Annotated in this window: 6 protein-coding genes; 2 read left to right on the top strand and 4 right to left on the bottom strand. The window is 41.5% G+C overall.

The annotated features are described in order from the left end of the window. Together N0M92_RS26450 and N0M92_RS26445 are read left to right on the top strand one after the other, a co-directional pair. A partial coding sequence (locus N0M92_RS26450; protein WP_260288605.1) for an IS110 family RNA-guided transposase occupies positions 1-776 on the top strand: 776 nt, incomplete at its 5' end. Then, the gene (locus tag N0M92_RS26445) at positions 773-1,060 is read left to right on the top strand and encodes a hypothetical protein (protein WP_237752102.1); all 288 of its coding nucleotides are present in this window, start codon (positions 773-775) and stop codon (positions 1,058-1,060) included. The genes N0M92_RS26450 and N0M92_RS26445, both read left to right, overlap by 4 nt. Before the next feature lie 779 nt (positions 1,061-1,839). Here the strand turns inward: N0M92_RS26445 and N0M92_RS26440 are convergent. From N0M92_RS26440 to N0M92_RS26425, 4 genes are read right to left on the bottom strand one after another with little or no spacing between them, the layout of a single operon-like run. Beyond that, the gene (locus tag N0M92_RS26440) at positions 1,840-2,634 is read right to left on the bottom strand and encodes an XdhC family protein (protein WP_260288604.1); all 795 of its coding nucleotides are present in this window, start codon (positions 2,632-2,634) and stop codon (positions 1,840-1,842) included. 25 nt (positions 2,635-2,659) lie between these two features. Then, positions 2,660-3,526: an FAD binding domain-containing protein gene (locus tag N0M92_RS26435; RefSeq protein ID WP_260288603.1), complete on the bottom strand. Its 867-nt coding sequence runs from the start codon at positions 3,524-3,526 to the stop codon at positions 2,660-2,662. Continuing rightward, the gene (locus tag N0M92_RS26430; RefSeq protein ID WP_260288602.1) at positions 3,520-3,987 is read right to left on the bottom strand and encodes a (2Fe-2S)-binding protein; all 468 of its coding nucleotides are present in this window, start codon (positions 3,985-3,987) and stop codon (positions 3,520-3,522) included. Before N0M92_RS26430 ends, N0M92_RS26435 begins: the two co-directional genes overlap by 7 nt. Continuing rightward, positions 3,984-6,143 (bottom strand): xanthine dehydrogenase family protein molybdopterin-binding subunit, encoded by a 2,160-nt coding sequence (locus N0M92_RS26425; RefSeq protein ID WP_260288601.1) that lies wholly within the window; start codon positions 6,141-6,143, stop codon positions 3,984-3,986. The genes N0M92_RS26430 and N0M92_RS26425 overlap by 4 nt, the downstream gene beginning before the upstream one ends. Positions 6,144-6,150: the final 7 nt, after the last annotated feature.

Below are 6,150 nucleotides of genomic sequence, written 5' to 3'. Positions count from 1 at the left end.
CCGATGTTGTGATGGAAAGTACCGGAGTCTACTGGAAACCAATATGGAATATACTCGAAGGATCTTTTCACCTTGTTCTTGCCAATGCCAGGCATGTCAAAAATGTTCCAGGGCGTAAAACTGATGTGAAAGATGCCGAATGGCTTGCCAAGCTTCTAAGATGCGGACTTATTGAAAGCAATTTTGTACCACCAGAGGATATTCGTGATTTACGTGATCTTACTCGTTATCGAAAAAAATTGATTCATCATCGCACATCAGAGCAGAATCGCATCCACAAAATTCTTCAAGATGCTAATATCAAGCTCACATCTGTTTTATCAGACATTTTTGGTTTATCGGGACGCCGTATCCTCGAAGCGATTCTAAACGGTGAAAAAATAGAGACCGATGGTCTTCGAAAAATGGTGGATTGGCGAACAAAAGCAAGTATTACTGACATTGCCAATGCAATTAATGGTCGTATTCGCCGTCATCATCGTGATATGTTGCGTTACCATTGGGAGCATATGAGTTATTTAGAAAAAGCCATAGAAGAATTGGAAAAACAAATTGATCAACTCCTGTCCCCATATCGTAAGGAAGTAGAATTATTAGATGGTATACCTGGTGTGAACAAAGCTGCCGCAGCTACTTTTATTGCAGAGATGGGCGTGGATATGTCCGTATTTAAGTCGGCTAAACACCTTGCCTCTTGGGCTGGTGTGAGTCCCGGAAATTACGAAAGTGCTGGTAAAAAAAAACGAGTAAAACCACACAAGGTAACAAAGCTTTGAAAACGATGGCCGTAGAGTGTGTATTAGCGACATCAAGGCAAAATAATCGAATTGCTTCTCATCGAAAAAGAATTACCAAACGACAGGGAAAAATGAAGGGACGAATCGCTTCTGCCCATTTACTAGTAACGATTGCTTACAACATCTTAAAAACAGGTGAACCTTATCATGAACTAGGCTCAAATTACCTTGAAGAAAAACAAAATAACAAAGAATTAAAAATGATCGAATATCTAAAAAAGAAAGGCTATTCAATCGCTCCATCTAAACAACAAACTGCATAATCAGTTAATATAACGACATAGTACATTTACGCCCTTCAAAAAAATGAGAATATGAAGGGTTTATTTTAGCATGGCTTTTTTACTAATGTGTTTTCATACAAAAAAGCTGCCTTAAAAACAGCTCTGATTTTCAGCTAAACCAGCTAATGGGATGTCAATATCTTTTTCTAAAAATTCCATTTTCCTTATGATAATTAACCCTCCAAAACCCTTTTGGAAGGGTTCTCCCTGTTTCATAAAACCGTTAATCAGGCTAAATCCAGGAACTTCTTCAATGCATATTAAAAGAATTTTTCCAGCTGGAAAATGGGATGAATCCAAGTGCTTAATAAGGGATGCCTTTGTGAAGAAGTATGGAGTGAAAAGTCTACCTCAATTTTAGTCTTGGTTACTCTTAACCTTTCTAAGAGCAATCTTTTTTAGTTTATGGGTAATTTGGGGTACAGTCTCCCCTCCTCACTAAAGGGGCTTTTTTAAATATGTATTCAGCTCGTCTCGTTAAGGCAGTCCATTTGAAATAGCACTCTTCAAATGATCTTTTTTACAGTCTGGCATACGGTGACGTCTTTTATATAAAGTAAACTATTCCTACCATATTAATGAATGAATCAAAACGACAAAAAGCCCACTCTGAAGAGCAAGAGCCAGCTGCTAGCTTTTATCTAAGAAAAAAGGTCAGTCCCACTGAGTTAATACTTTAACACAGCGGGGACTGACCCCATTGTCTATTAAACATTTTGATTTTAGCTTTATCTGCCTCAGGTGTTATACCTTTCTACTTATCTATTTAATTGTTTCACTTTTACAGGCTTTTTTTCCTTGCTTACTTTGATGATTTGTCCGATAATACTGATGGCAATTTCTTCTGATGTTTCCGAGCCAATTTCCAATCCGATTGGAGAATGGACCTGCTCCAACTTTTCTTGCGTGACTCCTTCACTTTTTAACTTTTCAAATATGCTTATGACCTTGCGTTTACTGGCGACCATCCCAGCATATGCAATCGGAAATTGCAGTGCCGTTTTTAATACAATATCATCACAATCTTTTGTAACAATTACCACATATGACTTTTCATTTAGATTGGCTGCGAGCAAAGCCTTTCCAATATCCTCGTTCACGAAAAGGTTTGTCGCATTAGGAAAGCGTTCCTTCGTACAATAACCAACGCGATCATCGACAATGCAATAAGGATATTCGAGGAAATCAGCGAGCTTTGCCAACGCATGGCCTAAATGACCGGCCCCAGCCAGAATGAGTTCAGGCTTGCTTGTATAGACTTCAATAAAAACCCGTAACGTGCCGCCACAATTCATCTGAATTCCATCTTTTGCATGTTTATTCAATTTATATTCAACGATTTTAGATTGGCCATTTTGGATTGCCTTTAAACTATCTTCGATCACATAGTGTTCAGCCAAGCCCCCTCCGACAGTCCCTTCAATGGTACCATCCCGGTAGACAATCATTTTTCCAACATGCCTGGGAGTCGAGCCCTTTGATTCAATAATCATGGCTAAAGCAAAGGTTTCGTTTTGACGCGTCAGCATGGACACTTTTTCCATCAGCAGCATGAAAGCTCCCCCCTATTTTAAAACATTAATTCGGTTGATATTGCTTCACGCTAAGAAAATAACGTAAAAGATGTAACGCAACGGTTTTTCTGTAAGCCGCAGTGGAGCGTTGATCGTCGATTGGTCTAATGATCTTATCGAAAGCTGCCACAATCGCAGTGATGTCTGCATCGGCTAATGGTATCGTTTTTCCAACCAGCTTCTTCTCAATATCAATGGAACGAACCATCGTAGGTCCGACCGCCCCGAAGGCAAATCGAATGTCATCGATTCGATCTTTGCTTAACCGGACGAAACCCGCAAACGATACTTTGGCAATGGCATCTGCGTTGCGGTTGCCGACTTTCTCGAAAACGACATGTGAATCTTCTAATACGAGTGGCAGAATAATCTCCATTACTATTTCATCGCGAAAGCGTTGAACCCGTCGTGGACCTTGAATAAAATCGCTAATCGCAACCATGCGATCACCATTTACGGAGCGCAACAGAATCTTTGCATTGTATACATATAATAAAGGAAGCATGTCACCGGCTGGAGAGGCGTTGCAAACATTACCGCCTAATGTTCCCCGGTTTCTAATTGCCGGGGCAGCAATTGTTTTAATTGCATTCTTTAAAGCAAAAGGAATCAACGGGTTTTCAAGTAATTCACTATAGGTACAGCAGGCCCCGATGTGGAGATCCTTGTGATGTTGATACACCTGCTTTAATTCGGAAAGATGATTAATAAAAACAATCGGTTTAGGGATTTTCGGAGGTACTCCCCTTCTACTTTTGTGAAGAACCATAACATCGGTGCCTCCGGCTATGATTGAACAATCTTCTCTATTCAATTGGCTCAACGTTTCGTCTAAACTCTCGAAGCGATTCGCTGCTATTTTCTCTACCATAAGCCATCACCTTTTTTAGCTGCTAGGTTAATTGCCTCAACAATCATATTGTAGCCCGTACATCGGCACAGATTTCCGGAGATGCCTTCACGAATTTCAGCCTCTGAAGGATGAGGATTTTCAGATAACAAAGCTGCACTTGCCATAATCATCCCCGGAATGCAATAGCCGCATTGCACTCCCCCGGCAATGGAATAGCTCTCATCTAAAATTTTAAATTGTTCCGTTTCAATGATGCCTTCGATCGTTTGAATATCGGCACCAGCAATCGAGCCAATTGGAATAAGGCAGCTGTTTTGCAGGAGGTTATTCACAAAAACACTGCAGGCTCCGCACTCCCCTTCACCACAGCCTTCCTTTGTTCCGATTAACTCAAACTCATCTCTTAATAAATCTAGTAATCTTGCTGTAGCAGGGGTGTCAGTTTCTACCGTTCTTCCATTTAGTGTGAATTTAATCAACCCTCTTCACCTTCTTTCACCCAAAGACTTTCAATAATGACTTCCGGTGTAATCGGAATTTGCTGAAAAGAAGTTTGCAGGGCATCCTCGATCGCAGATTGGACTGCTGGAGCGCCTCCGATTAAAGTCAATTCACCTGCGCCCTTCGCCCCGTATGGACCATCAGCATAGGGGTTATCAAAGACCTTGCTTTCAATTGAAACAACATCCAATGAAGTCGGCGGTCCATAATCCGATATGCTTTTTTGTTGGATTCTACCTTGCTTTGACGTCATCTTTTCTAGATAACCGTATGCTAGCCCTTGAGCCAAACCACCGTCAATTTGGCCTTTCATAATCCGTTCATCGATGACCTTCCCAACTTCATAATTGCCGTATACTTTTTCTAACTTTATATTTCCTGTTAACGTATCAACTTCTACTTCAACGATATTAACGCCCCATGAATAAGCCGGGTAGGCATCTCCAGTGAAGGTTTTCTCGTCCCAAGGAATCATTTCACGGTGAACATAGTGCTCAACTACTTCCTGTTCCACCCCTGTTTGCCACTGATCTTTAAGTTTTTTTGCGGCCCGTTCAAGCAATTTTCCGACAATCATCGTCGTCCTGGAAGCTACGGTCGGACCCGAGTCGGGAACCTCTTTTGTGTCGGGATAAGGGTACAAAATATCTTCGAACGGGAGGTTAAGTTCTTTGGCGACAATTTTACACAACGTCGTCAAAATACCTTGTCCCATATCAGAGTTTGAGATTTTTAGTGATACCTGGTCGTCCTTTGATTTAACCAGCTTCACCGTTGCTTTTATATGATCTCTTTCGCCACTGCCTGTAAATCCACAGCCGTGTAGGAACAACGAAGTTCCTATGCCTTTTTTATAGCGCTGATTTTGTTGATTTAAGCGCTGAAAGTCTTCTTTTTTCTTTTTGTATTCTGACACGTTGAGTACGTCCTCAATCATTTCTTCCACTAATATCGGGTCGCGGAATTTACCTTTGGTGATGGTGGGGTCTCCTTGTTTGACGAGGTATTTCCGTTTATATTCAAGCGGGTCGATTTTTGCCAGTTTACTAAGATGTCCAATATGACTTTCGATTCCGGCAAAGCTTTGTGGAGCACCAAAGCCTCTGAAGGCGCCGTTCGGAACGGTATTGGTTTTTAAGACATAGCCTTTTGCATGAAAATGCGGAATTTTATAAACACCGGCACCGTTTAGTAATGCGCGCTGGAGCACGACATCGCTCAATCCCACATTTGCCCCTCCATCGAGAAAGATCTCAACACACATGCTCAAAATATTTCCTTCCTTATCAAGGGCCGTTCGATATTTGAGTTTGGCCGGATGTCTTTTCGTCGTAACCAGCATATCCTCAGAACGGTCGAACACGAGCATTACCGATTTTTTGACTGCTTTTGCGGCAACGGCTACGTGACAAGCCATCATCGAAGGATAATCTTCTTTGCCGCCAAAACCTCCGCCGGTAGGACTTTGAACAACTCTAACTTCATCGTCACCACAGGCTAATGCGCTTAGCAATGCATTTTTTATATAATAAAGACATTGCATCGATCCCTGGACGACAATTTCATCATCCTTATAAACGGCGAGCATTCCCTGCGGCTCAAGGTAGACATGCTCCTGATAACCCGTATCATATTCTTCTTCGATGATTTGATGGGCTCCCTGCTCGATAGCTGAAATGTTCTCTAAGCTTTCCCCAAATTCATAGCTTGCCAAAACTAAGGATACTGATTTTTGCTGGATCGCTTCGTCCAATGTATAGATAGCCTGATGTTCTTCAAATTCAATCTCCACTTCATTTAACAAACTGTACAGGATATCCAGGTCTTTGCCCGTGAGCATGAGAATCGGCTCACCAATATAATTGACCCACTCATTGGCAAAAATGGGCTGGTCTTCTTTGATAATTTTGACATAATTCGGTCCGGGGATATGCTCTGCTCCAACAGCTTCATACCCTTCCGGAAGGTTAGGTAATTGAATGGATATGACTTTTCCATAAGCAATTGGCGATCGATACAAAACACCATGAACCATATTTTCCAATTTCACGTCACTAATATAGGGCAACTGGCCCGATACTTTACCTTTATGGTCCTTTTTGGGCACTGAGGTGCTTATGTCTTTGAGATTCATTGCAACA

The sequence above is a fragment of the Peribacillus aracenensis genome (assembly GCF_025175645.1).
Lineage (GTDB): Bacteria > Bacillota > Bacilli > Bacillales > DSM-1321 > Peribacillus > Peribacillus aracenensis.
This window is presented reverse-complemented; position numbering and strand designations above follow the sequence as displayed.